The sequence below is a fragment of the Streptomyces lusitanus genome, from assembly GCF_042647945.1.
GTDB lineage: Bacteria > Actinomycetota > Actinomycetes > Streptomycetales > Streptomycetaceae > Streptomyces > Streptomyces pseudogriseolus.
On the sequence record NZ_JBHRWL010000002.1, the window covers coordinates 520,211 to 543,110 of the forward strand.

Annotated in this window: 23 protein-coding genes and 1 riboswitch; of the genes, 12 read left to right on the forward strand and 11 right to left on the reverse strand. The window is 72.1% G+C overall.

The window, feature by feature from the left end; translation table 11 throughout:
• Positions 1-142: 142 nt before the first annotated feature.
• Positions 143-946, reverse strand: coding sequence for a histidinol-phosphatase (hisN, locus tag ACFOSY_RS03800; RefSeq protein WP_006134727.1), 804 nt, complete (start codon positions 944-946; stop codon positions 143-145).
• A gap of 125 nt (positions 947-1,071) precedes the next feature.
• On the opposite strand from hisN, the gene ACFOSY_RS03805 reads away from it, so the two are divergent.
• Positions 1,072-1,683: a TetR/AcrR family transcriptional regulator gene (locus ACFOSY_RS03805; protein WP_394305263.1), complete on the forward strand. Its 612-nt coding sequence runs from the start codon at positions 1,072-1,074 to the stop codon at positions 1,681-1,683.
• Between the two features lie 31 nt (positions 1,684-1,714).
• On the opposite strand, the gene ACFOSY_RS03810 is transcribed toward ACFOSY_RS03805, so the two are convergent.
• The 4 genes from ACFOSY_RS03810 to ACFOSY_RS03825 form a co-directional block, all read right to left on the reverse strand.
• Entirely contained in the window at positions 1,715-2,038 is a 324-nt protein-coding gene (locus ACFOSY_RS03810; RefSeq protein ID WP_394305264.1) for a DMT family transporter, read from the reverse strand.
• 109 nt (positions 2,039-2,147) lie between these two features.
• Positions 2,148-3,158 carry a ribosome small subunit-dependent GTPase A gene (gene rsgA, locus ACFOSY_RS03815; RefSeq protein ID WP_394305265.1) on the reverse strand — a complete coding sequence of 337 codons (1,011 nt, stop codon included), beginning with the start codon at positions 3,156-3,158 and terminating at the stop codon, positions 2,148-2,150.
• A 9-nt stretch (positions 3,159-3,167) separates the two neighbouring features.
• Positions 3,168-4,484: a 3-phosphoshikimate 1-carboxyvinyltransferase gene (gene aroA / locus ACFOSY_RS03820; protein ID WP_394305266.1), complete on the reverse strand. Its 1,317-nt coding sequence runs from the start codon at positions 4,482-4,484 to the stop codon at positions 3,168-3,170.
• A 109-nt stretch (positions 4,485-4,593) separates the two neighbouring features.
• A complete protein-coding gene (locus tag ACFOSY_RS03825; protein WP_394305440.1) occupies positions 4,594-5,325 on the reverse strand; it encodes a M50 family metallopeptidase in 732 nt (243 codons plus the stop codon).
• Positions 5,326-5,385: 60 nt separating this feature from the next.
• Between ACFOSY_RS03825 and ACFOSY_RS03830 the strand changes: the two genes are divergently transcribed.
• From ACFOSY_RS03830 to ACFOSY_RS03875, 10 genes are all read left to right on the forward strand, one after another.
• Positions 5,386-6,201, forward strand: a complete 816-nt coding sequence (locus ACFOSY_RS03830) for an SOS response-associated peptidase (protein ID WP_394305267.1) — start codon at positions 5,386-5,388, stop codon at positions 6,199-6,201.
• Between the two features lies 1 nt (position 6,202).
• Positions 6,203-6,832 carry an alpha/beta hydrolase family protein gene (locus tag ACFOSY_RS03835; RefSeq protein WP_394305268.1) on the forward strand — a complete coding sequence of 210 codons (630 nt, stop codon included), beginning with the start codon at positions 6,203-6,205 and terminating at the stop codon, positions 6,830-6,832.
• Positions 6,833-7,086: 254 nt separating this feature from the next.
• On the forward strand, positions 7,087-7,773 hold the full coding sequence (sigR, locus tag ACFOSY_RS03840) for an RNA polymerase sigma factor SigR (protein WP_394305441.1): 687 nt from the start codon (positions 7,087-7,089) through the stop codon (positions 7,771-7,773).
• The gene (rsrA, locus tag ACFOSY_RS03845; RefSeq protein ID WP_394305269.1) at positions 7,770-8,072 is read left to right on the forward strand and encodes a mycothiol system anti-sigma-R factor; all 303 of its coding nucleotides are present in this window, start codon (positions 7,770-7,772) and stop codon (positions 8,070-8,072) included. The genes sigR and rsrA overlap by 4 nt, the downstream gene beginning before the upstream one ends.
• A gap of 138 nt (positions 8,073-8,210) precedes the next feature.
• Positions 8,211-9,590, forward strand: coding sequence for an HD-GYP domain-containing protein (locus ACFOSY_RS03850; RefSeq protein ID WP_394305270.1), 1,380 nt, complete (start codon positions 8,211-8,213; stop codon positions 9,588-9,590).
• Positions 9,587-10,834 carry an HD-GYP domain-containing protein gene (locus tag ACFOSY_RS03855; RefSeq protein WP_394305271.1) on the forward strand — a complete coding sequence of 416 codons (1,248 nt, stop codon included), beginning with the start codon at positions 9,587-9,589 and terminating at the stop codon, positions 10,832-10,834. Before ACFOSY_RS03850 ends, ACFOSY_RS03855 begins: the two co-directional genes overlap by 4 nt.
• Before the next feature lie 156 nt (positions 10,835-10,990).
• The gene (locus tag ACFOSY_RS03860; RefSeq protein ID WP_394305272.1) at positions 10,991-11,971 is read left to right on the forward strand and encodes a tetratricopeptide repeat protein; all 981 of its coding nucleotides are present in this window, start codon (positions 10,991-10,993) and stop codon (positions 11,969-11,971) included.
• Between the two features lie 96 nt (positions 11,972-12,067).
• A complete protein-coding gene (gene def, locus ACFOSY_RS03865) occupies positions 12,068-12,718 on the forward strand; it encodes a peptide deformylase (protein ID WP_394305273.1) in 651 nt (216 codons plus the stop codon).
• A gap of 216 nt (positions 12,719-12,934) precedes the next feature.
• Positions 12,935-14,020 (forward strand): epi-isozizaene synthase, encoded by a 1,086-nt coding sequence (gene cyc1, locus ACFOSY_RS03870; RefSeq protein ID WP_394305274.1) that lies wholly within the window; start codon positions 12,935-12,937, stop codon positions 14,018-14,020.
• A complete protein-coding gene (locus ACFOSY_RS03875) occupies positions 14,017-15,384 on the forward strand; it encodes a bifunctional albaflavenone monooxygenase/terpene synthase (protein WP_394305275.1) in 1,368 nt (455 codons plus the stop codon). Before cyc1 ends, ACFOSY_RS03875 begins: the two co-directional genes overlap by 4 nt.
• 22 nt (positions 15,385-15,406) lie before the next feature.
• Here ACFOSY_RS03875 and ACFOSY_RS03880 read toward each other — a convergent pair whose 3' ends face one another.
• A complete protein-coding gene (locus ACFOSY_RS03880) occupies positions 15,407-16,369 on the reverse strand; it encodes a GlxA family transcriptional regulator (RefSeq protein ID WP_394305276.1) in 963 nt (320 codons plus the stop codon).
• Positions 16,370-16,462: 93 nt separating this feature from the next.
• Here ACFOSY_RS03880 and ACFOSY_RS03885 point away from each other — a divergent pair, with 93 nt between their 5' ends.
• Positions 16,463-16,684 carry a hypothetical protein gene (locus tag ACFOSY_RS03885; RefSeq protein WP_394305277.1) on the forward strand — a complete coding sequence of 74 codons (222 nt, stop codon included), beginning with the start codon at positions 16,463-16,465 and terminating at the stop codon, positions 16,682-16,684.
• Positions 16,685-16,705: 21 nt separating this feature from the next.
• Here ACFOSY_RS03885 and ACFOSY_RS03890 read toward each other — a convergent pair whose 3' ends face one another.
• The 5 genes from ACFOSY_RS03890 to ACFOSY_RS03910 form a co-directional block, all read right to left on the reverse strand.
• Positions 16,706-17,662, reverse strand: coding sequence for a ribonucleotide-diphosphate reductase subunit beta (locus ACFOSY_RS03890; RefSeq protein WP_231627894.1), 957 nt, complete (start codon positions 17,660-17,662; stop codon positions 16,706-16,708).
• Positions 17,663-17,718: 56 nt separating this feature from the next.
• A complete protein-coding gene (locus ACFOSY_RS03895; protein ID WP_394305278.1) occupies positions 17,719-20,076 on the reverse strand; it encodes a ribonucleoside-diphosphate reductase subunit alpha in 2,358 nt (785 codons plus the stop codon).
• Positions 20,077-20,201: 125 nt separating this feature from the next.
• Positions 20,202-20,332, reverse strand: a riboswitch (cobalamin riboswitch).
• Between the two features lie 75 nt (positions 20,333-20,407).
• A complete protein-coding gene (locus tag ACFOSY_RS03900; protein WP_394305279.1) occupies positions 20,408-20,911 on the reverse strand; it encodes a GNAT family N-acetyltransferase in 504 nt (167 codons plus the stop codon).
• A gap of 78 nt (positions 20,912-20,989) precedes the next feature.
• Positions 20,990-22,618 (reverse strand): monocarboxylate uptake permease MctP, encoded by a 1,629-nt coding sequence (gene mctP, locus ACFOSY_RS03905; protein ID WP_394305280.1) that lies wholly within the window; start codon positions 22,616-22,618, stop codon positions 20,990-20,992.
• The gene (locus tag ACFOSY_RS03910) at positions 22,615-22,881 is read right to left on the reverse strand and encodes a DUF3311 domain-containing protein (protein WP_394305281.1); all 267 of its coding nucleotides are present in this window, start codon (positions 22,879-22,881) and stop codon (positions 22,615-22,617) included. The genes mctP and ACFOSY_RS03910 overlap by 4 nt, the downstream gene beginning before the upstream one ends.
• Between the last annotated feature and the right edge of the window lie 19 nt (positions 22,882-22,900).

Here is a 22,900-nt window from a genome sequence, read left to right on the forward strand (position 1 = left end):
CCACGTCACGGGCCCGAGGGCCCGTTCGTTCGCGCTTTCACAAGTTCACAAGTGGGGGAACTCCCAGAGTGGCAGGCAAAGCGGAGGTCAACAAGAGGGCGCGCGCGGCCGTCCGGGGGCGCGCGGCGCGAGCGCGGCCGGTTCAGTACCGCTGGTTGAGATACCCCAGCAGTTCGTCGTGGAGCAGGCCGTTCGACGCGGCGGCGTTGCCGCTGTGCGGGCCCGGGCGGCCGTCGAGGCCGGTGAAGGTGCCGCCGGCCTCCGTCACCACGATCGCCGTGGCCGCCATGTCCCACAGCGACAGCTCCGGCTCCGCGCAGACGTCCACCGAGCCCTCGGCGACCATCATGTACGGCCAGAAGTCGCCGTACGCGCGCGTGCGCCACACCTCGCGGGTGAGGTCGAGGAAGCCGTCGAGCCGCCCCTGCTCCTCCCAGCCGGTGAGCGAGGAGTACGCGAAGGAGGCGTCGGAGATCCGCGAGACGCGGGAGACCTGGAGCGTGGTGGCCGACGACAGGCTGCGTCCGGCGTAGGCGCCGTGGCCCTTCGCCGCCCACCAGCGGCGGCCCAGGGCGGGCGCGGACACCACGCCGACGACCGGCTGGAAGCCTCCCTCGCCGCCCGCCTCCATGAGCGCGATCAGCGTGGCCCACACGGGCACGCCGCGCACGTAGTTCTTGGTGCCGTCGATCGGATCGATCACCCAGCGGCGCGGGCCGGTGCCCTCCACGCCGTACTCCTCGCCCAGCACGGCGTCGCGCGGGCGGGCGCGCCGGAGGTGGCCGCGGATGAGCTCCTCGGCGGCCTTGTCCGCCTCGCTCACCGGCGTCATGTCGGGTTTGGTCTCCACCTTCAGGTCGAGAGCCTTGAACCGGTCCATGGTCGCGGCGTCGGCGGCGTCCGCGAGGACATGGGCGAGACGCAGGTCGTCGAGGTAGTCGGGCATGCACCGAACGGTATCGGCCGAGATCGGTTCCAGGCCACCGGGGGCCGGTTCCGCGACCCCTTGACAGTCCCCGGCACCCCGTCAAATCTGAACCGCAGGGTCGGCCGCTCGCCCCGAGGGAGGCGATGATGCCTGCAGCGCGGGAGTCACTGCTGGACGCCGCTTACACCGCACTCGCCCGCCGGCCGTGGTCCGCCGTGCGGATGGTGGACGTCGCCGCCGCGGCCGGGGTCTCCCGCCAGACGCTCTACAACGAGTTCGGCAGCAAGGACGGTCTCGCCCGCGCCCTGGTCCGCCGGGAGGCCGACGGCTATCTGGCCGGCGTCGAGCGGGCCCTCACCGCGCACGCCGATCCCCGCGACCGCCTCACCGCCACCGCCGAGTGGACCACACTGAGCGCCCGCGAGAACGCCCTGGTGCGGGCCATGCTCACCGGCTGCTGGAGCGAGCGCCTGCCCGCCCCCGCCCTCGCGGCCGTGCCGTCCGGCTCCCCGGTGCCCGCGCAGCGCCGCGCCGACGGGCCGCTGCCCTCGCCCTCCGACTTCGTGCACCTGGTCCGTGACCGGGCCGTCGCCGTGCTCGCCGGACCCGGACACGCACGCGCGGACACCGCCGACCTCGCCCGGTCCTGCGAGCTGGTGATCAGACTCGCCCTGTCCTGCGTGGTCGCGCCGCCGCCCGACGACGGTGTGGCCGAGCTGGTCCGCGGCGCCCTGCACCGGCAGCCGGTGCCGTAGGACGGCACCGTCGCACAGCCCCCGTGAAAGCTCAGTGCGCCGAGCCCGACAGCTGGAGCCCGATCACCCCGACGATCACCAGGGTGATCGAGACGATCTTCAGGGTGGACACCAGGTCGTCGAGGAACACCATCCCGTAGATGGCCGTCCCCGCCGCCCCGATGCCCGTCCACACCGCGTACGCCGGTCCCACGTCCAGCTTCCGCAGCGCCAGCGTGAGCAGCCCGAAACTGCCCAGTGCGAACGCGCAGAAGGCGACCGTCGGCCACAGCCGGGTGAACCCGTGCGACAGCTTCAGACACACGGCGAAACCGGTCTCGAGCAACCCGGCGACGATGACCAGCAGCCACGCCATGTGTGTCCTCCCGCTTTCCCCGCGTACAGTGACCGCTTCGTCTGGTTCGTGTCCGGCTCGGTGCGATTATGCACTTACCGGTGACACCGCAGGGCAAACACGACGAGGGTCAGTCGCCGTCGGTGCGCTCCCGCGAGGCGAGCAGCCGCCGCAGCGAGTACAGCCGCGCCGGGTCCGCGTGGCCCTGAGCCACCCAGTCGTCCAGCGCGCAGTCCGGCTCGTCGTGACTGCACGCGCGCGGACACCCCTCCGTGCCCGGCTCCAGGTCGGGGAAGGCGTGGATGACCCGCGACGGATCGACGTGGGCCAGCCCGAACGACCGCACGCCCGGGGTGTCGACCACCCAGCCCTCGGCGCCCGCGAGCGGCAGCGCCAGCGCGGACGTCGTGGTGTGCCGCCCCCGCCCGGTCACCGCGTTGACATGACCGGTGGTGCGGCGCCGCTCCTCCGGCACCAGCGCGTTGACGAGCGTCGTCTTGCCGACCCCGGAGTGGCCCACGAACGCCGTGATCCGGCCGTCGAGCTGCTCGCGCACCCGCTCCACCGCCTCGCCGCTCTCCAGCTCCGCCCGGCTGGTGACGACGTAGGGGATGTCCAGGTCGCCGTACAGCTCCAGCAGCTTGTCGGGCGGGGCCAGGTCGGACTTGGTGAGCACCAGCAGCGGCTCCAGGCCGCCGTCGTAGGCGGCGACCAGGCAGCGGTCGATCAGGCGCGGCCGGGGCTCGGGGTCGGCGAGGGCGGTGACCACGGCCAGCCGGTCGGCGTTGGCGACGACCACGCGCTCGTAGGGATCGTCGTCGTCGGCGGTGCGGCGCAGCACCGACGTGCGTTCCGCGATCCGCACGATCCGGGCGAGGGTGTCCTTCCTGCCGGACAGATCGCCGACGAGGGCCACCCGGTCGCCCACCACGGCGGCCTTGCGGCCCAGTTCGCGGGCCTTCATCGCGGTCACGACGCGGTCCTCGACGAGGCAGGTCAGCCGGCCCCGGTCGACCGTGAGCACCATGCCCTCGGCGGCGTCCTCGTGCTTGGGCCTGATGTGGGTGCGCGGCCGGTTGCCCCTGCGGTTGGGGCGGGAGCGGATGTCGTCCTCGTCGGTGTGCTTGCCGTAGCGGCGCATCGTGAACCCCTACGCCCCGAGCATCCCGGTCCACAGCTCGGGGAAGTCCGGCAGGGTCTTCGCCGTGGTCGCCACGTTCTCGATCTGCACGCCCTCGACCGCCAGGCCGATGATCGCACCGGCGGTGGCCATGCGGTGGTCCTCGTAGGTGTGGAACACCCCGCCGTGCAGCCGGCGCGGGCGGATGTGCAGACCGTCGGCCGTCTCGGTGACGTCGCCGCCCAGCTCGTTGATCTCCTTGGTCAGCGCGGCCAGCCGGTCCGTCTCGTGCAGCCGCAGATGCGCCACGCCCCGCAGGGTCGACGGGGAGTCCGCGAGGGCCGCGACGGCCGCGATGCCCGGCGTCAGCTCGCCCACCTCGCCGAGGTCCACGTCGATGCCGTGCACCGCGCCGGAGCCGGTGAACACCAGCCCGTACTCGGTCAGCTCGCAGGAGCCGCCCATCTCGGTGAAGATCTCCCGCAGCCGGTCGCCGGGCTGGGTGGTCCGCGCGGGCCAGTCGGGGATCACCACCTTGCCGCCGGTGACCAGCGCCGCCGCCAGGAACGGCTGAGCGTTCGACAGGTCCGGCTCGATCGTCAGGTCCCGGCCGAGCAGCGCGCCCGGGGTGACCCGCCAGACGTTCGGCCGGCCGCCCGACTCGGGGGTGTCGACCTGGGCCCCGACCGCGCGCAGCATGTCGACCGTCATCCGGATGTGCGGCATCGACGGCAGCGTCGCGCCGGTGTGCCGCACCTCCACGCCCTGGTTGAAGCGCGGCGCCGACAGCAGCAGCGCGCTGACGAACTGCGACGAGGAGGACGCGTCCACCTCGACCGGGCCGCCCTCCAGCGCGCCCCCGCCGTGCACCGTCATCGGCAGCGCGCCCCGGTCGTCGTCGTCGATCCGGGCGCCCAGCCGGCGCAGCGCGTCGATGACGCCGTTCAGGGGACGCTCGTACGACCGCGGGTCGCCGTCGAAGCGCACCGGGCCGTCCGCCAGGGTGGCCACCGGCGGCAGGAAGCGCATCACCGTGCCCGCGTTGCCCACGTCCACCGTGGCCCGGCCGTGCAGACCGGCCGGCACCACACGCCAGGCCTCGCCCGTCCCGTCGGGACCGACCCCCTCCTCGATCTCCACGCCCAGGGCGCGCAGCCCGCCCGCCATCAGCAGCGTGTCCCGCGAACGCAGCGGGCGGCGCAGCCAGCCCGGCTCGGAGGCGAGGGCGGCCAGCACGAGGGCGCGGTTGGTGACCGACTTGGACCCGGGCACGTGGACCGTCGCGTCGACGGCTCCGCTCGCGTGCGGGGCGGGCCAGAGGGCGGTGTGCGTGGGATTCGGGGCCATGGGGCCACTTTATAAGGAGGCGAGGAGGCCGGCCGTTCCGTGCCCGCCAGGCGGAACACCGCCCGGCGCGGGCCGCGCCCCGACCGCCCGGTCGCCGCCGCCCGCCCGGTCACAGACCCAGCAGCCAGCGCCCCCCGCCCAGCAGCGAGCACACCGACACCGCGTGGAACAGGAACAGCCACATCCCCGCCGGCACGTGCGTCAGCCGGGACAGCTGGTCCGCGTCCGAGTCCCCGGCGCCCCCGCGCGCCCGCTTGGCCTGGAGCTCGAACGCCGGGCGCACCCCGCCCAGCAGCAGGAACCACACCACGGCGTACGCGAACGCCGCCTGCACCTGCGGCCCCGCCAGCCACGACACCAGCACGAACGTGCCCCCGGTGACCAGCACCGACACCGCCCCGTAGGCGTTGCGGATCATCACGAGCACCGCCAGCAGCAGCGCAGTGGCCAGCCACAGCAGCAGCGTGACGCGTCCCGCGCCGAGCAGCGCGGCCCCGCCCAGGCCCAGCAGCGGGGGAGCGGTGTAGCCGGCGGCGGCCGTGAGGATCATGCCGATGCCGGTCGGCTTGCCCCGGCTGACGGTCAGGCCGCTGGTGTCCGAGTGCAGGCGTATCCCCGTCAGCGTGCGGCCGGTGAGCAGCGCCACCAGGCCGTGCCCGCCCTCGTGGGCGATGGTGACGGCGTTGCGCGCGATCCGCCACGGCGCCTGCGGCACCACCACGGCGGCGGCCGCCACCAGCGTCGCGACGACCACCCACAGGTCCGGGTCGGGCTGGGTGCCCGAGACCTCGTCCCAGAGGGAGCCGAGGGACATCAGGGACACGGACGCGGTGCTGACCATGCTCGTCATGTGTTTCGGATCGCTCCCTGTACGCGTGCGGAGTCTGGCAGTGTTGCACGTATGTGCGGACGGTATGCAGCGAGTCGCAGGCCCGAGGACCTCGCCGGGATCTTCGAGATCGAGAAGTGGGAGCCCGAGGAGACCCTGGAGGCCGACTACAACGTGGCGCCGACCAAGGAGGTCCACGCCGTCCTCTCCCGTCCACTGAAGGACGCGGACGACCCCCGCCCGGTTCGGCAGCTGCGCACGCTGAAGTGGGGACTGGTGCCCTCCTGGTCCAAGACCCCCGAGGGCGGCGCTCGGATGATCAACGCGCGCGCGGAGACCGTCCACGAGAAGCCGTCGTACCGCCGCGCCTTCGCCGCCCGCCGCTGCATCCTCCCCGCCGACGGCTACTACGAGTGGGTCACCGGCAAGCAGGAGCGCGACCTGGAGGTCGAGGGGAAGAAGAAGCGGCCCCGCAAGCAGCCCTACTTCGTGACGCCGGCCGACGGCTCGGTCTTCGCGATGGCCGGACTGTACGAGTTCTGGCGCGACCGCACGCTGCCCGACGACCACCCCCTGGCCTGGTGGGTGACCTGCTCCGTGATCACCACCGAGGCCGAGACGACTCCGCTGGCCGTCGCCCCGGAGGAGGGCCCGCACTCCCTCGCCGAGATCCACCCGCGGATGCCGCTGATGCTCACCCCGGACCGCTGGGACGCCTGGCTCGACCCCTCCCGCACCGACCCGGAGGACCTGCGCGGGCTGCTCGCCCCGCCGCCGGCCGGCCTGATGCGTGCCTACCCGGTCACCACCGCCGTCAGCAACGTACGCAACAACGGCCCGGAGCTGCTGAAGGAGCTGGCCGCCCCGGAAGAGGGCACACTCTTCTGACGTGACCACCGAGACGATCACCACCGACGCGGGCGACGCCCGCGTCACCTGGCACCCCGCCGCGAAACCGCGCCTCGTCCTCGCCGCGAGCCACGGCGCCGGCGGCGGCATCGAGGCCCGCGACCTCGCCGCGCTCGCCGCCGTCCTCCCCGCGCACGGCGTGACCGTCGCCCTCGTCGAGCAGCCCTGGCGGGTGGCCGGCAAGAAGGTCGCCCCGGCGCCGAAGACCCTGGACACCGGCTGGCGCGGCGTCTGGCCCGCGCTGACCGCGCCGGGCCTGCCGGTGATCTCCGGCGGACGCAGCGCCGGCGCCCGCGTCGCCTGCCGCACCGCGAAGGAACTCGGCGCCCGTGCCGTGCTCGCGCTGAGCTTCCCGCTCCACCCGCCGGGCAGGCCCGAGAAGTCCCGCGCGCGTGAACTGCTGGACGCGGGCGTCCCCACGCTCGTCGTCCAGGGCGGCAACGACCCCTTCGGCAGGCCCGCCGAGTTCCCCGAGGGCGGCCACGAACTCGTCGAGGTGGCGCAGGCCGACCACGGTTTCGCCGTGCCGAAGCGCGCGGACCTCACACAGGAGGAGGCGCTGCGGGTCGTGACGGACGCCGTCGTGCGGTGGACGGCCGCCCTTCACTGAGGCGGGAATGCGACGGCGGGCCCCGCTGTTGTGGGGTGCGTACGTGCCGGTCGAACGGCACCGCCGCCGTAGGAGAGGAAGTCCACCGCATGGGTTCCACGTTCTGCCCGAGCCGCAGTGCCCGCGCCGACCTCGACTGGACGGTGCTGCACGCGGCCAAGACCGCCCCGATTCGGGCGGCGGGCGGACCGGATCGTCGTCTATCCTCCGATTCGGGTGAGGCCGGTCTCGGCCTCACGACAACTCTGGAGGAGGTGGGTCCGGTTCCCGGTACCGACGCAGGGACCGAACACGGCCAGGCGGAGCAGCCCGAGGGCCAGGGCAGCAGGGGCGCGGAGTCGACCGCGGAGCGCAGCGCGCGCTTCGAACGGGACGCACTCGAGTTCCTGGACCAGATGTACTCGGCCGCGCTGCGCATGACGCGCAACCCGGCCGACGCCGAGGACCTGGTGCAGGAGACCTACGCCAAGGCGTACGGGTCCTTCCACCAGTTCCGCGAGGGCACCAACCTCAAGGCGTGGCTGTACCGGATCCTCACCAACACCTTCATCAACTCGTACCGCAAGAAGCAGCGCGAACCCCAGCGCTCCGCGGCCGAGGAGATCGAGGACTGGCAGCTCGCGCGCGCCGAGTCGCACATGTCCACGGGTCTGCGCTCCGCCGAGTCGCAGGCGCTGGACCACCTGCCGGACTCGGACGTGAAGGAAGCCCTGCAGGCGATCCCGGAGGAGTTCCGCATCGCGGTCTATCTCGCCGATGTCGAGGGCTTTGCCTACAAGGAGATCGCCGACATCATGGGGACACCCATCGGAACGGTGATGTCCCGGCTTCACCGGGGACGTCGTCAGCTGCGCGGCATGCTCGAGGACTACGCGCGCGAGCGCGGACTGGTCCCGGCCGGTGCCGGAGAGTCGAACGAAGCGAAAGGCTCGGGGTCATGAGCTGCGGAGAGCCGCACGAGACGGATTGCAGCGAAATCCTCGATCATCTCTACGAGTTCCTCGACCGTGAGATGCCGGATGCCGACTGCCAGAAGTTCGAGCACCACTTCGAGGAGTGCTCGCCCTGCCTGGAGAAGTACGGGTTGGAACAGGCGGTGAAGAAGCTCGTCAAGCGGTGCTGCGGCCAGGACGACGTGCCGGGCGACCTGCGCTCGAAGGTCATGGGCCGGATCGAGCTGATCCGCTCCGGCGAGGCCGTGCCCGAGCAGGACGTCACGGCCGCCCCGCAGGAGTCCTGACCTCCCCCTCCCCAGGGGCCGCGTCACCCGATTGTGCTAATCGGCGGGCGGTCCGCCCCCGGCGGCGCCCTCGCCCGTCCTAGGCTCCAGAAGCCGGCGGGCGACGGACAGCGCGCGGCACGGTCGGGGGAGGGGCTCATGGAGGCGTTACCGGCGCGGGCCCGGGTGTATCTCGTCGGCGTCACCCTGCTCGGACTGTGCTGTCTGCTCCCCCTGCCGGGCGTTCCCCGGCCGGGGGTGCTCGCGTCCCTGCCGGACCCGCGCGTCCCCTGGTGGCCGGTGGTCCTGCTCGCCGCCGTGTACGCGGGCTGCGAGCGCCTCGCCCGCTCCCGCCTCGCCGCCGGCCCGCACCCCGGCGGCACCTTCCACCCCGTGCTGCTCGCCGGGGCCTTCCTGCTCCCGCCCACCGCCGCCGCCCTCGTCGCGCTGCCCGGGGCGCTGCTGCTCCCCGTCGAACACGGCCCCCGTCTGGCGCGCAGGCTGTGGCGCACCGGGCGGCTCGTCGTCGCCGTGTGGGCCGCGAGCCTGATCCACCTGAAGACCGGGGGCCGGGACGCGGTGGCGCGCTGCGACATGCCCGGCGCCCTCGCCACGGCGGGCGCCGCGGTGCTCGCGTTCTGCCTCGTCCTCACCCTGCTCGACGGCGGCGTCCTCGCGCCCTCGCCCGGCGGGCTGCCGCGCGGCCGTCCCGTGGCCGCCTGGTGGCGGCTGTTCCTCGGCTCCCTGGCGCCGCTCACCGTGCACGGCCTGGCCGGACTGATGATGGCCCTGCTCTGGCGCAGTCCGTACGGCCCGGTCGCGGCGCTGCTGGTGCTGCTGCCGATGGGCGTCTCGTGGTGGGCGTTCGCCCAGTACCACCGCGAGCGCGCCGCCCACCAGGCCACGATCCGCGCGCTGGTGCAGGCCGTCGACATCAAGGACGGCTACACGCGCGGGCACAGCGAGCGCGTCGGCCGGGCGTCCATGCTGATCGCGCGCGAACTCGGCATGGACGACGAGCGGGTCGAGATGCTGCGGTTCGCGGGCATCCTGCACGACGTCGGCAAGCTCGGCGTGCCCACCCGGCTGCTCACCAAGAACGGCCCGCTCACCCCCGAGGAGCGGCGCGTCATCGAACTGCATCCCGAGTACGGGCACGAGATGGTGCGCGGCATCTCCTTCCTCGGCGAGGCCCGCGCGGCCGTGCTGCACCACCACGAGCGGCTCGACGGCAAGGGCTACCCCTACGGGCTGGCGGGCGGTCAGATCCCGGAGTCCGCACGGGTGGTCGCGGTCGCCGACGCCTTCGACGCGATGACGTCCACCCGCAGCTACAGCAGGGCGCGCCCGGTGCCCGTGGCGCTGGAGGAGCTGGAGCGGTGCGCGGGGACGCACTTCGACCCGCGGATGGTGAAGGCGCTGGTCCGCGCGATCGGCCGCACCGGCTGGCACCCGGCGGTGACCGCCGACGAGCCCCCGCGGACGCCCGTCCCCGGTCCCGCCGAGCCCGTCACCGGCCGTCCCGGGGCGCGCCGGTGAGGCCCCGGCTGCACACCGTCGTGCACCTGTGCGCCGCCGCCCTCGCCGCCGGGTCGCTGGGCACCACGCTGTACCACGGCGTCGAGGACCGCTCCACCGCCCTGGCCTTCGGCACGCTCGTCGCGGTCGGCGAGCTGACCCGGCGCGGCGGCCGGGGGATCCGGGAGCCCGCGCCGCTCGCCGCGGCCGGCGCGCTGGCGTACGCGCTGCTCGGCGAGGTCGCGGGGCGCCCCGCCCAGCACGGCGCCGCCCAGGTCGTCACCGTGGTGCTCGCCGCGTCGCTGCTGGGCAGCGTCCCGCACGTCGGACGCGGTGACGGGCCCGCCCTGGACCCGGTGACCCGCCGGGTGCTGACCGTCGGCTTCGTCGCCGTGTGCTTCCACCCGCTGCACGCCCGGGGCGCGTTCGACGGCCTCGACGGGCCCGGACACGCGCTGCTGCTGCTCGTCCTGCTGACCCTGACCGCGCTGTGCGACGCCGTGCTCGCCGCCGCGCTGGCCCACTCCCGCACCGGCTGGCCCTTCCCGCCGCTGCTGCGCGACGAACTGCGGGCGGTGCCCGGCATCGGCGCCGCCGTCGTGGCCACCGGTGCGGTGATGGCGCTGGGCGCGGCCGTCGTGGGGCTGTGGGCGCTGCCCGTGTTCTCCGTGCCGCTGCTGCTCGCGCAGCTGTCCCACCGCAGGTACACGGCGGTGCGCGCGACCTACCGGCAGACCATCGCGTCCCTGGCGCGGGCCACCGAGATCGCCGGGTACACCCCGCACGGGCACTCGCGCCGGGTCGCCGCGCTCAGCCAGGGGGTGGGCCGGGACCTCGGGCTGACCGAGCCGGAGCTGACCGTGCTGGAGTACGCGGCGCTGATGCACGACATCGGGCAGCTCAGCCTCGTCGACCCGGTGCCCGAGGGCGCCACCGCCGGGCTGCCGCCCGCCGAGCAGCGCCGGATCGCGCTCCTGGGCGGCGCGGTGGTGCGGCAGACCGGGGTGGACCCCCGGGTCGCGGGGATCGTCGAACGCCAGGCCGACCCGCACGCGGAGCAGCCGCCGGCCGCCCGGATCGTCCGGGTGGTGAACGCGTACGACGAGAAGTGCAGGGAAGGAGGGCCCGGGGGGCCGCTGACCGCGCTGGAGGAACTGCGGCTCGAGGCCGCCGGGGAGTACGCGCCGGAGGTCGTCGAGGCCCTGGCCAGGGTTCTGTCCCGGGACACGGAGGGGACACGTGAGCAGGTGGACCGGTCGTGGTGAGAGGACGGACCCGGCGGTCTGGTTCCCGGCCGTGCTGGGTAACCCATGGGTAATGAGCGCCCTCGCGGCCGTACGTGGTTGGATGCGAAGGAGAGGGTGTCCGGGGGCGCCGATCGCTGCGGCCGGCCCACCGAACGGAACTGGCAGGCGGGAATCGTGAGGATCTTCGGCAAGGGACGTCACCGGCCCTCCGCCTCCTGGCGGCAGGCCACGGACCGCGCGTTCACGCTCATCGGCGACGGCCGGTACGAGGACGCGGGCGCGCTGCTGACCCGGGCCGCCGACCTGGAGCCCTGGCTGTCGGAGTCCTGGTTCAACCTCGCGCTGCTGCACAAGTTCCGGCACGACTGGGAGCAGGCGCGCGCGGCCGGGCTGCGCGCCGTCGCCCTGCTCGACCGCGACACCGGGGCGCCGGACTGGTGGAACGTGGGCATCGCCGCGACCGCCCTCCAGGACTGGCCGCTGGCCCGCCGCGCCTGGCAGGCGTACGGGCTCAAGGTGCCCGGCTCCGCGACCGACTCGGGCGAGCCCCTCGGCATGGACCTGGGCAGCGCGGCCGTACGGCTGTCCCCGGAAGGGGAGGCCGAAGTGGTGTGGGGGCGGCGGCTCGACCCCGCCCGCATCGAGGTGCTGTCCATCCCCCTGCCGTCCTCCGGGCGCCGCTGGGGCGAGGTCGTCCTGCACGACGGGGTGCCGCACGGCGAGCGGAGCACCGCCGCCGGGCACACCTACCCGGTGTTCGACGAGATCGAGTTGTGGGCGCCTTCGCCGGTGCCGACCTGGGTGGTGCTGCTCGAGGCCGCGTCCGAGGCCGACCGGGACGCGCTGGAACAGCTCGCCTCCGACGCCGGGTTCGCGGCCGAGGACTGGTCGTCGTCGGTGCGGCTGCTGTGCCGCATGTGCTCGGAGTCGCGGATGCCGTCCGACGAGGGTGACGGTGAGCATCTCGATCCTCACGATCACAGTGAGCCGGGGCATCCCGGGCCGTTGGGGCACCGGACGGACGGGCAGTTGTGGGTGCCGGAGCGGGAGTGTGGCATCGCTGCCCCGGCCTCCCTGGTTCGGGGGTTGTTGGACGGGTGGGTCGCGGACAGTCCCGAGTCTCGGGACTGGCGGGATCTCGAAGAGGTCTGTTAGGGCCGCACATCGAAACTGTCCCGCGCCCCTTACGGGGCGCTGCGGCTTACCCTTGTCACACCACCTCCGGTTTTCTCAGGAAGGCACACGTCGGTCATGGCTCAGCAGGACACCGATCAGCAGAACGCGGGCGTGCTCCCCGTCGACGACGAGGGCTACGTCATCGACACGGAGGACTGCGAGGAGCGCGAGGCGGCGTGGCGGGAGCGCGGCACCTCGCGCCCGATCACCGTGGTCGGCAACCCGGTGCTGCACAAGGAGTGCAAGGACGTCACGGACTTCGGCGAGGAGTTCCAGCAGCTGGTCGCCGACATGTTCGCCAGCCAGCGCACCGCCGAGGGCGTGGGCCTGGCCGCCAACCAGATCGGTGTCGACCTCAAGGTCTTCGTGTACGACTGCCCGGACGACGAGGGCGTGCGTCACGTCGGCGTGGTCTGCAACCCCAAGCTGGTCGAACTGCCCGCCGAGCTGCGCCGGCTGGACGACAGCAGCGAGGGCTGCCTGTCCGTGCCCACGGCGTACGCGTCGCTGGCCCGGCCCGACTACGCCGAGGTGACCGGTCAGGACGAGAAGGGCAACCCGGTCCGGGTACGCGGAACGGGCTACTTCGCGCGCTGCCTCCAGCACGAGACGGACCACCTGTACGGCTACCTGTACATCGACCGTCTGTCGAAGCGGGAGCGTAAGGCCGCGCTCCAGCAGATGGCCGAGAACGAGCCGCGGTACCCCGTCGTCGCCAACGACTGACCGCCTGCACGGCTTCCTTCACATCGCGCACACGGCGCCCGATCCGGCACATCCCGGACGGGCGCCGTTCGTCTGTGCGCATCCAGAGGTAGTGAAAGGAGCAAATCCGTTCCCAGAACGGTCACTTGTGGTGCTGAATGGAGGTGCGGGGATACGCACGGCGTACGCCCGGCTCGGGGGACGGGCGCTCAACTGGCGGCTGAGAGGGGAATGTTCGTGCATGCTTTGTCACACGGCTCCACATCGACACCGACCACCATCGCAGTTCCACCGGCGCTGTCTCTCCCGGTGATCGAGGCGGCGTTTCCCCGGCAACTCCACCCGTATTGGCCGCAGCTCCAGAGTCAGACCCGGGCATGGCTGCTCGAAAAGCGGCTCATGACGCCGGAGAAGGTGGAGTCATATGCCGACGGCCTGTGCTACACGGACCTCATGGCGGGCTACTACATAGGCGCCCCCGACGAGGTCCTCCAGGCGATAGCGGACTACAGCGCCTGGTTCTTCGTCTGGGACGACCGTCACGACCGCGACATCGTCCACGGCCGTCCCGCCGCCTGGCGGCGGCTGAAGGACCTGCTGCACAGCGCCCTCGACCGCCCCGGTGACCACCTCGGTCACCAGGACCCCGTGGTCGCGGGCCTCGCCGACAGCGTCCGGCGGCTCTACGCGTTCCTTCCGGACACCTGGAACGCGCGGTTCGCGCGCCATTTCCACACCGTGATCGAGGCGTACGACCGGGAGTTCCGCAACCGCACCGAAGGCATCGTCCCGACCGTCGAGGAATACCTCGAACTGCGCCGCCTGACGTTCGCGCACTGGATCTGGACCGACCTTCTGGAACCGAGCGCGGGACACGAACTCCCGGACGCGGTACGGAAGAACCCGGCCTATCGGAAACCGGCGCTGCTCAGCCAGGAATTCGCCGCCTGGTACAACGACCTCTGCTCGCTGCCCAAGGAAATCGCGGGGAACGAGGTGCACAATCTCGGCATCAGTCTCGTCACCCACGAGAACATGACCCTCGAAGAGGCGATAACCGAGGTGCGGCGCCGCGTGGAGGAATGCATCAGTGAATTCCTGGACGCGGAACAGGAGGCCTTACGGTTCGCCGACCGGCTCGACGACGGAACGGTGGGCGGAAAGGAGACGAGCACAGCCGTGCGCGCCTGCGTCGGCAACATGCGGAACTGGTTCAGTTCCGTCTACTGGTTCCACCACGAGTCCGGCCGGTACCGGGTCGACAGCTGGGACGACCGGTCCACTCCCCCGTACGTCAACAACGCAACGGAAGGTGAGCAATGACCGTCGAGTCCGTACGCCCGAAGGACACCACCGCGTCCGCCGATCCGCCCGTGGCGGGCGGCGCCGTCCCGCTCCTCGGCCACGGCTGGCGCCTGGTGCGCGATCCGCTGGCCTTCCTGTCCCAGCTGCGCGACCACGGCGACGTGGTACGCCTGAAGCTGGGCCCCAAGACCGTCTACGCCGTCACCACCCCCGCCCTCACCGGCGCGGTGGCGCTCAGCCCGGACTACATCATCGCCGGGCCCCTGTGGGAGTCGCTGGAGAGCCTCCTCGGCAAGGAGGGCGTGGCCACCGCCAACGGCAAGCTGCACCGCCGCCAGCGGCGCACCATCCAGCCGGCGTTCCGGCTGGACGCGATCCCCGCCTACGGCCCGGTCATGGCCGAGGAGGCCTACGCGCTGGTGGAGCGCTGGCGCGCCGCGGGCGGGGTGCTGGACATCACGTACGAGTCGTTCCGCGTGGCCGTGCGGGTCGCCGCCCGCTGCCTGATGCGCGGCAGCTACATGGACGCCCGCGCCGATCGCATCTGCGCGGACCTCACCACCCTGTTCGCGGGGATGTACCAGCGCATGGTGGTGCCGCTCGGACCGCTCTACAAGGTTCCGCTTCCGGCCAATCGGGAATTCAACCGCGCACTGGCCGATTTGCATGTCCTGGTCGACGAGATCGTCGCCGACCGACGGGCAGGCGGTCAAAAACCGGACGATTTGCTGACGGCTTTGCTGGAGGCGAAGGACGACAATGGCGACCCCATCGGGGAACAGGAGATCCACGACCAGGTCATCGCCATCCTGACCCCCGGCGCCGAAACGGTCGGATCCACGATCATGTCGCTGCTCCTGGTTCTCACGGAGCACCCGGAACTCGGCGACAAGATCCGCGACGAGGTGGAATCCGTGGTCGGTGACCGCCCGGTCGCATTCGAGGACGTACGGAAGCTGACGTACACCGCGAATGTCGTCACGGAGACCCTGCGGCTGTATCCGGCCGTATGGATATTGACCCGCCGCGCGGTCGCCGACACGGAACTCGGCGGATACCGCATTCCGAAGGGCGCGGACCTCATCTACAGCCCGTACGCGATCCAGCGCGACCGGCGGTCCTACGAGCGGAACGAGGACTTCGACCCGGACCGCTGGCTCCCGGAGCGGTCCAAGGACGTGCCCAAGTACGCGATGAGCCCGTTCAGCGTGGGCAACCGCAAGTGCCCCAGCGACCACTTCTCCATGGCGGAGCTCACGCTCATCACCGCCGTGGTCGCGCACGCGTACCGCTTCGAGCACGCCCCGCACTCCGACGCCCGGCCCCGCATCGGCATCACGCTGCGGCCCCGTCGGCTGATGCTGCGGGCGCTGGCCCACTGACGCCCTGCCGCCCGGCGCGCGGTCAGGCGGCCTCGGGGCCCCTGAACGCGCGCCGGTAGGACTGCGGGGTGGTCCCCACCGCGCGCACGAAGTGGTGGCGCAGCGCGGCCGCGTTGCCGAAGCCGGTACGGCCGGCGATCGCGTCCACCGTCTCGTCCGTCCGCTCCAGCAGATGCTGCGCCAGCAGCACCCGCTGGCTCAGGATCCAGCGGTAGGGCGTGGTGCCGGTCTCCTGCTGGAAGCGGCGGGCGAAGGTGCGCGGGGACATCAGGGCGCGGGCCGCGAGCTGCTCGACGGTGACCTCCTCGTCGAGATGCCGCTCCATCCACACCAGCACCCCGGCGACCGAGTCGCCCCCGGGCTCGGGCAGCGGACGCTCGATGTACTGGGCCTGCCCGCCGTCCCGGTGCGGCGGCACCACCATCCGCCGGGCGATCCGGTTGGCCACCTCCGGGCCCTGCTCCTTGCGCACCAGGTGCAGACAGGCGTCGATGCCCGCGGCGGTGCCCGCCGAGGTGATCACCGGGTCCTCGTCGACGTACAGCACGTCCGGCTCGACCGTCAGATGCGGATGGCGGCGGCTCAGCTCCTCCGCGTGCTTCCAGTGCACCGCGGCCCGCCGCCCCTCCAGCAGCCCGGCCGCGGCCAGCACGAACACCCCCGAGCACACGCTCAGCACCCGCGCGCCCCGGTCCACCGCCCGGCGCAGGGCGTCCAGCAGCTCGGGCGGGAACTCGCGGGAGGCGTAGGAGGCGCCGGCGGGCACGGTGATCAGGTCGGCCGTCTCCAGCCGCTCCAGACCGTGCTCCACCTGGAGCGTAAAGCCGGTGCTCGCGCGCACCGAGGCCCCCTCCGCCGAGGCGACGGCGAAGTCGTAGACCGGCAGCCCGTCGTCGCTGCGGTCGATGCCGAAGACCTCGCAGACCACGCCGAGTTCGAAGGGATTCACGCCGTCGAGGAGGACGGCCGCCACATTCCGGAGCATGCCACCAGTGTGCCTCGCCGTTGGCAGTAAATCGAGGGTCTACGGCAGTCCTGCCACTCCCGGTCAGGAGTGTCCGGCGCGACAGTGGTGTCCATGAACACGACGCAGACAGAAGCCCTGATCTCCCTGGTGGCCGTTCTCGGCCTGTTCGTCCTCATGGTCGCGCCCGCCGTGATCGGCATCCTGCGCGACCGCCGCATCGAGAAGCAGATCCGGCGGGCCCGGGCGGTCCCCGTCACGGAACCGCCCGACCCGCCGGCCACGGCCCGCCCGGCGCACGGGACCGCCCCACGCCATTCCGCACGGGCGGCGTGAGACGGCCCCGGCGCCCGGGCCTCAGAAGTCCTCGTCCAGGTCGACCGTGCCCTCCACGGCGACCTGGTACGCGGACGGACGCCGCTCGAAGAAGTTGGTCAGCTCCTGGACGCCCTGGAGCTCCATGAAGGAGAACGGGTTCTCCGAGCCGTACACCGGGGCGAAGCCCAGCCGCACCAGCCGCTGGTCGGCGACGCACTCCAGGTACTGCCGCATCGACGCGGTGTTCATGCCGGGCAGCCCGTCGCCGCACAGGTCACGCGCGAACTGCAGCTCCGCCTCGACCGCCTCGCGCAGCATGTCGGTGACCTGCCGCCCGAGCTCCTCGTCGAACAGCTCCGGCTCCTCCTTGCGCACGGTGTCCACCACGTCGAACGCGAACGACATGTGCATCGTCTCGTCGCGGAACACCCAGTTGGTGCCGGTCGCCAGGCCGTGCAGCAGACCCCGGCTGCGGAACCAGTACACGTAGGCGAACGCGCCGTAGAAGAACAGGCCCTCGATGCAGGCGGCGAAGCAGATCAGGTTCAGCAGGAAGCGGCGCCGGTCGGCCTTCGACTCCAGCCGGTCGATCTTCTCCACCGAGTCCATCCACCGGAAGCAGAACTCGGCCTTCTCCCGGATGGACGGGATGTTCTCCACGGCCGCGAAGGCCGCCGCCCGGTCGTCCGGGTCGGGCAGATAGGTGTCCAGCAGGGTCAGGTAGAACTGGACGTGCACGGCCTCCTCGAACAGCTGCCGCGACAGGTACAGCCTGGCCTCGGGCGAGTTGATGTGCTTGTACAGCGTCAGCACCAGGTTGTTCGCCACGATCGAGTCGCCGGTGGCGAAGAACGCCACCAGCCGGCCGATCAGATGCTGCTCCTCGGGCGTCAGCTTCGCCAGGTCGGCGACGTCCGAGTGCAGGTCCACCTCCTCGACGTGCCAGGTGTTCTTGATCGCGTCCCGGTAGCGCTCGTAGAAGTCCGGGTAGCGCATGGGGCGCAGGGTCAGCTCGAAGCCGGGGTCGAGCAGGTTCTTGGTCGTGCTGGTGGTCACTGGCAGGCCTCGCAGGATTCGGGGTTCTCGAGGGAGCAGGCGACGGCCTCGGGGTCGGCCGGCTGCTGGACGGGGACGGCGGCGCGGGCCGCGCGGGCGATCCGGGTCGCCGGGCGGGAGCGCAGGTAGTAGGTGGTCTTCAGCCCCTGCTTCCAGGCGTAGGCGTACATCGAGGAGAGCTTGCCGATGGTCGGCGTCTCCAGGAACAGGTTCAGCGACTGCGCCTGGTCCAGGAACGGGGTGCGGGCGGCGGCCATGTCGATCAGACCGCGCTGCGGGATCTCCCACGCCGTGCGGTACAGCCGCCGTACGTCCTCGGGGATCCAGGCGAAGTCCTGCACCGAGCCGCCCGCCTCGCGCAGCGCCTCCCGGGTGCGCGCGTCCCACACGCCGAGCCGCTTGAGGTCCTCCACCAGGTAGGAGTTGACCTGGAGGAACTCCCCGGACAGCGTCTCGCGCTTGAACAGGTTGGACACCTGCGGCTCGATGCACTCGTACACGCCGGCGATGGACGCGATGGTCGCGGTGGGCGCGATCGCCAGCAGCAGCGCGTTGCGCAGGCCCGTGGCGGCGATCCGGGTCCGCAGCGCCGCCCAGCGCTCCGGCCAGGCGAGCTCGACGCCGTAGTGGTCGGGGTGCAGCACGCCCCGCGCGGTGCGGGTCTTCTCCCAGGCGGGCAGCGGGCCGTGCCGCTCGGCGAGGGCGGCCGACGTCTCGTACGCGGCGAGCATGATCCGCTCGGCGATCCGGGTGGACAGCTCCTTCGCCTCGGGGGAGTCGAAGGGCAGCCGCATCCGGAACAGCACGTCCTGGAGCCCCATCACGCCCAGACCCACCGGACGCCAGCGGCTGTTGGACCGGGACGCCTCCTCGGTCGGGTAGAAGTTGATGTCGACCACCCGGTCCAGGAACGTCACGGCGGTGCGGACCGCCGCGTCCAGACGCTCCCAGTCCATGCCGTCCCCGCCGGCGAAGGCCGCGAGGTTGACCGAGCCGAGGTTGCAGACCGCCGTCTCCCCGTCGTCGGTGACCTCCAGGATCTCCGTGCACAGGTTCGAGGAGTGGACGACGTGTCCCGGCTCGGCGGTCTGGTTGGCGGTGCGGTTGGCGGTGTCCTTGAACGTCATCCAGCCGTTGCCGGTCTGCGCGAGGGTGCGCATCATCCGGCCGTACAGCTCGCGCGCCGGGATCGTCCTGCGGGCCAGGCCCTTCGCCTCGGCGGCGCGGTAGGCCGCGTCGAACTCCTCGCCCCACAGGTCGACCAGCTCGGGCACGTCCACCGGGGAGAACAGCGACCACTGCCCGTCGGCGTCGACGCGGCGCATGAACTCGTCCGGCACCCAGTGCGCCAGGTTCAGGTTGTGCGTACGGCGGGCGTCCTCACCGGTGTTGTCGCGCAGTTCGAGGAACTCCTCGATGTCCGCGTGCCAGGTCTCCAGGTAGACCGCCGCCGCGCCCTTGCGCCGGCCGCCCTGGTTCACGGCGGCGACCGAGGCGTCCAGCGTCTTCAGGAACGGCACGATGCCGTTGGAGTGCCCGTTGGTGCCGCGGATCAGCGAACCCCGGGCGCGGACGCGGGAGAAGGACAGGCCGATGCCGCCGGCGTGCTTCGACAGGCGGGCGACCTGGTGGTAGCGCTGGTAGAGGGAGTCCAGCTCGTCCGCGGGGGAGTCCAGGAGGTAGCAGGACGACATCTGCGGGTGGCGGGTGCCCGAGTTGAACAGCGTGGGGGAGGAGGGCAGGTAGTCCAGCCGGCTCATCAGCCCGTACAGCGCGGCGACCTCCTCCAGCGCCCGCTCGCTGTCGTCCTCGGCGAGCCCGCAGGCGACCCGCAGCAGGAAGTGCTGGGGCGTCTCGACGACCTTGCGGGTGACCGGGTGACGCAGCAGGTAGCGGCTGTGCAGGGTGCGCAGCCCGAAGTAGCCGAAGCGGTCGTCGGCGCCGGTGTCGACCAGCGCGTCCAGACGGGCCGCGTGGAGCCGGACGAAGGCGGCGGTGCGGTCGGCGATCAGACCCTCGCGGTACCCGGTCGCGACCGACCCGGTGAACGAGGTGACGCCCTGCGAGGCGGCCTCGGCGCGGATGGCGAGGGTCAGCAGCCGGGCGGCGAGCCGGGAGTAGGCGGGGTCCTCGGAGATCAGCCCGGCGGCCGCCTCGGTGGCCAGTTCCCGCAGCTCCGCCTCGTCGGCGGCGGCGGACCGGCCGCGCAGCGCGGCCGCGGCCACCCGGCCGGGGTCGGCGTCGGGCAGGTCGGCGGTCAGCTGGGTCAGGGTCCGCAGCAGCGCGGCACCGGGACCGTCGCTCTCCTCGGTCACGCGGGTCGCTGAAGCCGGATCGGCTGGCGCGATGGTCACGTGTGGCTCTCCCTCGCTCGGCACGGGGGCCTCGAAGAGCGCAGGGGGCAGCACACGAACGCACGCGGCGTCGCGTCCACCGGCCCATTCCGCGAGGCCCGGACGTCAGGGCACCCGGACCGGAAGGGCCGGGCGCACTGTCGGCAGGTCCTCGGACTGACTCCCGTGCGCGCCCGTGGGCAGGCATGGGTACACCGTTGCGGGACAGTTCCGGATTCGCACCGGATTCCCCTGCGACGACAGCGAGCACGAGCATACATCTTGTGCCGGGTGCGGCTGGCGGACCCATATGTTGTGTCGCGCGGGCCGGGCGACGGCCCGCGCGGAGCCGTCAGAGCGTCAGCTCGTAGACCACCAGCATGATGTCGTCCAGCTCCGGCAGCGGATTCCAGTCCCGCGCCGGGGCGCGCGTGAAGCCCAGCCGCTCGTAGACCCGGTGCGCGGCGTGCATCGTGCGCTGGGTGGACAGCACCATCCGCTCCCGGCCGAGCGCCCGCGCCCGGTCGACGCAGGCGCGCACCAGCGCCTCGCCGGCGCCCCGGCCGCGGTGGTCGCGGGAGACCGCCAGCATGCGTATCTCCGCCTCGCCCGGCTCCGCGATGTCGGCCATGGGCCCCGGGCCGGGCACGAAGGTCACCCCGCCCAGCAGCGCGCCGTGCTCCACGGCGACCAGCACCTCGGCCGCCGCCGCCCGCTTCGCCACGTCCCGCAGCTCGCCGAGGTAGCTGTCGCTCTCCCCGAAGTCCAGCAGCCCGTCGCCGAGATAGGCCTGGGCGGTGATCTCACCGAGTTCCGCGTGTTCGCCGGCCGTCACCGGCCGGATGACGATGTCCATGAGGGGAGTCTGCCGTACGGGTACGACAGCGGGCCGCCGGTTTTCCACCGGCGGCCCGCTGCCCTGGACGCGACGGCGTCAGTGCGCGCTGCCCGCCGTGGCCGGCGGGAGCTCCACCTGGACGCCCGGGTCGCCGGCGTCCGCCGTGTAGTCCTGCGGCTTGGTCTCGTCGACGCCCTCCGGCGCCTTGACCGCCCGCATGACGAAGGTCAGGACGACCGTGACCAGCACGTTGAGCACGAACGCGGTGAGACCGATGTAGCCGATCTCCCCGATGCCCGGGATCTCGTCCGAGGACCCGCCGAAGTGCTTCTGCGTCGGCGAGGCCACCCCGTACGCGGCGACCGTGCCGTAGATCATGCCGACCGCCCAGCCGCCGATCAGCGCCCAGCGGTGGAACCAGCGGGTGAACAGGCCGCCCACCAGCGCCGGGAAGGTCTGGAGGATCCAGATGCCGCCCAGCAGCTGGAAGTTGATCGCGACGGTCTTGTCCATGGTCAGCACGAAGACCAGCGCGCCCACCTTCACCAGCAGGGACACGACCTTGGAGACGGCGGTCTCCTGCTTGGGCGTCGCGTCCGGCTTGATGAAGTCCTTGTAGATGTTGCGGGTGAACAGGTTCGCCGCCGCGATCGACATGATCGCCGCCGGCACCAGCGCGCCGATGCCGATGGCCGCGAAGGCCACACCGGCGAACCAGTCCGGGAACATGTTCTCGAACAGCTGCGGGATGGCCAGCTGGCCGTTCTGCACCTTCACCCCGGCCGCGATCGCCATGAACCCGAGCAGCGCCAGCAGGCCCAGCATCAGCGAGTACAGCGGCAGGATCGTGGTGTTGCGGCGGATCACCTCACGGCTGCGCGAGGACAGCGTCGCGGTGATCGAGTGCGGGTACATGAACAGCGCGAGCGCCGAGCCCAGCGCGAGGGTGGCGTACGTCCACTGGCCCGCCTCGCCCGGCACCGTAGCGCCGCGCGGCGCGCCCGTGGCCGGGTTGGTCTGGCTGTACGCCTCGGTCGCCTTGGCGAAGATCTCGTCGAAGCCGCCCAGCTTGATCGGGATGTAGATGATCGCCACCGCGATCACGATGTAGATCAGCGTGTCCTTGACGAACGCGATCAGCGCGGGCGCCCGCAGCCCCGACGAGTAGGTGTACGCGGCCAGCACACCGAAGGCGATGAGCAGCGGCAGGTCCTTGATGAACCAGTTGGTGTTCTCGCCGCCGCCGACGCCCATCACGTCCAGCACGGCCTGGATGCCGACCAGCTGGAGCGCGATGTACGGCATCGTCGCCAGGATGCCGGTGACCGCGACGGCCAGCGAAAGACCCTTCGAGCCGAACCGCCCGCGCACGAAGTCGGAGGTCGTCACATAGCCGTGCTTGTGCGACACCGACCACAGCCGGGGCAGGAAGGTGAAGATCAGCGGGTACACCAGGATCGTGTACGGCACCGCGAAGAAGCCGGCCGCGCCCGCCGCGTAGATCGCCGCCGGGACGGCCACGAAGGTGTACGCGGTGTACAGGTCGCCGCCCAGCAGGAACCAGGTGACCCAGGTGCCGAACGAGCGCCCGCCCAGGCCCCACTCGTCGAGGGTGTGCTCGTTCGCGGCCCTGCGCCAGCGCGCGGCCAGGAAGCCCATCACGGTGACGAGCAGGAAGAAGAAGATGAAGACGGCGAGTGCCACGCCGTTCACGCCGTCGTTCACTGCTCCGCACCGCCCTTCCGGTCCGCGCGGGCGCGCTGGTCACGCTGCCAGAGCTTGTACGCGACCATCGTCAGGACGGTCGAGATCAGCACCCACAGCATCTGGTACCAGTAGAAGAAGGGGATGCCGATCAGCACCGGGTCGGTCTTGGCGTAGGACCCGACCCACAGCATGGCGACGAATGGTGCGAGCAGGCAGAGGCCGATGACGACGCGCACAGGCGTCACCACCGGCCCTGGAGTTGTTTGCGGGGTTTGCGACATCAGACGGCTCCCGTCCCCT

Coding starts and splice junctions, on each gene's coding strand:
- ACFOSY_RS03890 (WP_231627894.1), bottom strand. CDS start 17,662: ATGCGCTACCCGGACTTCTACGAGCGCTACCGGGACGCGATCAAGAAC.
- ACFOSY_RS03805 (WP_394305263.1), top strand. CDS start 1,072: ATGATGCCTGCAGCGCGGGAGTCACTGCTGGACGCCGCTTACACCGCA.
- aroA (WP_394305266.1), bottom strand. CDS start 4,484: ATGGCCCCGAATCCCACGCACACCGCCCTCTGGCCCGCCCCGCACGCG.
- ACFOSY_RS03830 (WP_394305267.1), top strand. CDS start 5,386: ATGTGCGGACGGTATGCAGCGAGTCGCAGGCCCGAGGACCTCGCCGGG.
- ACFOSY_RS03910 (WP_394305281.1), bottom strand. CDS start 22,881: ATGTCGCAAACCCCGCAAACAACTCCAGGGCCGGTGGTGACGCCTGTG.
- ACFOSY_RS03900 (WP_394305279.1), bottom strand. CDS start 20,911: ATGGACATCGTCATCCGGCCGGTGACGGCCGGCGAACACGCGGAACTC.
- rsgA (WP_394305265.1), bottom strand. CDS start 3,158: ATGCGCCGCTACGGCAAGCACACCGACGAGGACGACATCCGCTCCCGC.
- rsrA (WP_394305269.1), top strand. CDS start 7,770: ATGAGCTGCGGAGAGCCGCACGAGACGGATTGCAGCGAAATCCTCGAT.
- ACFOSY_RS03880 (WP_394305276.1), bottom strand. CDS start 16,369: ATGCTCCGGAATGTGGCGGCCGTCCTCCTCGACGGCGTGAATCCCTTC.
- ACFOSY_RS03875 (WP_394305275.1), top strand. CDS start 14,017: ATGACCGTCGAGTCCGTACGCCCGAAGGACACCACCGCGTCCGCCGAT.
- ACFOSY_RS03825 (WP_394305440.1), bottom strand. CDS start 5,325: ATGGTCAGCACCGCGTCCGTGTCCCTGATGTCCCTCGGCTCCCTCTGG.
- def (WP_394305273.1), top strand. CDS start 12,068: ATGGCTCAGCAGGACACCGATCAGCAGAACGCGGGCGTGCTCCCCGTC.
- ACFOSY_RS03810 (WP_394305264.1), bottom strand. CDS start 2,038: ATGGCGTGGCTGCTGGTCATCGTCGCCGGGTTGCTCGAGACCGGTTTC.
- ACFOSY_RS03885 (WP_394305277.1), top strand. CDS start 16,463: ATGAACACGACGCAGACAGAAGCCCTGATCTCCCTGGTGGCCGTTCTC.
- hisN (WP_006134727.1), bottom strand. CDS start 946: ATGCCCGACTACCTCGACGACCTGCGTCTCGCCCATGTCCTCGCGGAC.
- ACFOSY_RS03850 (WP_394305270.1), top strand. CDS start 8,211: ATGGAGGCGTTACCGGCGCGGGCCCGGGTGTATCTCGTCGGCGTCACC.